Annotated in this window: 3 protein-coding genes; all 3 read right to left on the bottom strand. The window is 41.3% G+C overall.

Annotated features, from left to right (window positions below; genetic code table 11):
- On the bottom strand, positions 1-1,286 hold a 1,286-nt coding region (locus AC0N32_RS19720; protein WP_476395539.1), incomplete at its 3' end, for an HlyD family secretion protein.
- A 58-nt stretch (positions 1,287-1,344) separates the two neighbouring features.
- Positions 1,345-1,548, bottom strand: a complete 204-nt coding sequence (locus AC0N32_RS19715; RefSeq protein ID WP_042722904.1) for a hypothetical protein — start codon at positions 1,546-1,548, stop codon at positions 1,345-1,347.
- Between the two features lie 47 nt (positions 1,549-1,595).
- Positions 1,596-2,935, bottom strand: a 1,340-nt coding sequence (locus tag AC0N32_RS19710) for a peptidase domain-containing ABC transporter (protein WP_476395538.1), incomplete at its 5' end; no start/stop codon positions are given.

Below are 2,935 nucleotides of genomic sequence, written 5' to 3'. Positions count from 1 at the left end.
CCCAGCAGTTTTCTCATTTGATAGAAGAATCTTTCAATAAGTCTGAGGTCCTGGGTTACGATTTCTGCGTTTCCTTTTAGCTCTTTGTCGAAGGTGAGGGTTTTGTTGTAGGAGGTTTTGAGTCCTTTTGGGAGGGCAATGTCTACATAGTAATTTCCGTCTTTATCGGGTGAGAGCGATATGTTCTGTACCTTTCCTTCAACGATGCCGTATTCCTGGTAGCGGTAGTTATCGAGCTTGATGAGTACTTTTTCCCCGGCGATGATCTTTCCTGAGTTCGCTGCCGGAACAGCCATTCTTCCCACCAGCTTTTCCTTGTGGTCCGGAAGAATAGATAAGATAGCATCTCCCGCTTTTACAAACTGGTTTTCACCGAAAAACTGCTGGAAGCTGGCCTCGCCATCGGTACTTGAGATAATCAGGTAGCTTTGTTCCCATTGCTTGAGAGACTTTCTAAGCTGTTCAAAAAGCTGCAGGGTCTGTGACGAATAAGTGATTTTATCCTTTTCCGTATTGATGGCCGCTCCGCTTTTGGTTTTATTGACATTTGAGATCCCTTCTTCGATCTGTGAAAGGGAGATGTTGATATTTTCCAGATTCTGCTGGGCCTGTAGGAATTTTATTTTTTCATTTTCCAGTTCTACGGCAGCAATGACGCCCTGGTTGAATAATTCCTGAGAACGCTGATAATTCTTTTTGGTGATTTCATATTTGGCCTGTTCCAGGCTTTTTTGCTGCTTAAGGGTCGATATTCTGACATTATACTCGGAAAGACTCTGATTCGCTGCCAGGTTTTCGGGAGCATAAGGCTGAAGCCTTTTAAACAATGCCTCATCCTGGAATGCTTTCGCAAAATTATTATAATCCCCCTGCAGCTCACCCAGCTTGAAGTGCGAAGTTTCATTTAAAGGAAATGCTGCCAGCTGATCCGGGGTAATGGAATCGACCAGTGATTTGAGTTTCAGGATATCTTTATAATTTGCCGTCGACTGCATCACCATCAGGACTTCATTCTTTTTTACATGCTGATGGTCTTTTATAAATATTTTCTCGATTTTCGAATTGGTTCGGGCCTCCAGTTTTTCCGGAGGATTCTGAGAGGTGACTACAATAGGAGCCGGAATGAATTCCGGATACCGAATGATATAACTCATGATCATGATCATCACAAGAATTAAAAATATAATGGTATTTCCCCAACGGATCATCCAGTGAGGAGGTTGTGTAAGGATATCCTGAACGCTTTCTGAGCGTAGTTCAATAGTATCTAAAACGTCTTTTTTCATATAATATAAAACTCAATAATCTCCGTAATGAAGATTATTGAGTGTTTTTTTAATAATCTTATAACGGCAGTGTATAATCACATTTCGGATTATTGCCGGGCTCTACGCCGGGAATGTCGCCATCGGGACAATAGCGGTTGCACGCATTCCACTGCTTTACATTGTTGATGTAGCAGAAGCAGTTGCATGGAAACACCGGAACAGGTCCTGCTCCGTGGATCTCTCTAAGCTTTTTTCTTTCGATTTTCTGTAAATTTTTCATAACGCATAGATTTTGAACTGGTTGATTAAAATTAGTGAAATAATGAATTAGTTTCCAAGTTCCAGCTGGTTTTTCACCAGTCTGTAATATTCACCTTTTAAGGCTACCAGTTCAGCGTGATTTCCTTCTTCTACCACTTTCCCTTTATCCAAAACAATAATTTTATCGGCATGTTTTACCGTAGATAGCCTGTGGGCGATAACGATGGCTGTTTTTCCTTTAAAAAACTGCTCAAGATTTTCCATGATGATTTTTTCATTGTTGGCATCCAGTGCCGAGGTCGCTTCATCAAAAAAGATATAGTCCGGAGATTTATAGACGGCCCTGGCAATGAAAAGCCTTTGCTTTTGTCCGCCACTCACGCCCAGGCCTTCGTTGCCTATTTTTGTGTTGTAGCTTAAAGGTAATTCTTCAATAAATTCTTTAATATGCGCTATTTCTACCGCTTTTCTCAATTTTTGTTTATCAACATAATCTTCGCCTACAGCGATATTACGGGCAATCGTATCATTAAAAACATAGCCTTCCTGCATCACTACCCCGCAGTGATCGCGCCAGAATCTGGGAGAGATATGCTTAAGCTTTGTATTGCCCAGCCTTATTTCGCCTTCATTGGGTTCATAAAATTTCATGAGAAGTTTCAGAAGGGTCGTTTTCCCGCTTCCGCTGGCGCCTACGATGGCCGTAGTTTTTTGGTAGGGGATATTTAAATTTAAATTTTCAAAAACATAGGCATCCGAACCGATATACCGGAACGAAAGATTCTCAATCTCAAGATCCTTCATCGGAAGATCATGCGCGTACTGCTCGTCCTTATTTTCTTCATCTTCCTTATCATGAATTTCTCCCAGCCTTTCGAGAGAAATTTTGGCGTCCTGGGTTTGCTTAATAAAATCGATCAATTGCAGCAAAGGGCTGTTAAGTTGCCCGATGATGTATTGTACCGAAAGCATCATCCCCAGGGTGAGGTTGCCTTCCAACACCAATTTGGCAGACAGGAAACTCACCAGGATGTCCTTCATCTGGTTGATGAAATTTCCTCCCACGGACTGCCACTGTTCCAGCGATAAAGATTTGATCCTTATTTTAAATAATTTTACCTGTAAAAATTCCCAGTCCCATCTTTTTTGTTTTTCGGCATTATGCATTTTAATTTCCTGCATTCCGTTGATGAGTTCGATCACCTTGCTCTGTTCTTCGGAGACCTGTGAAAATCTTTTATAGTCGAGCTCCTTTCTTTTTCCGAGGAAAAAACTGATCCATCCGATATAAGCCGCAGCTCCTACCAGATAGACCACAAAGAGTCTGTAGTCGTAAAATAGCAGCACAATGCTGAATATAATAAGATTGACCAATGAGAACAATGTGTTTAACGAAGAACTCGTTA

This window comes from Chryseobacterium endophyticum (assembly GCF_056333165.1).
This window is presented reverse-complemented; position numbering and strand designations above follow the sequence as displayed.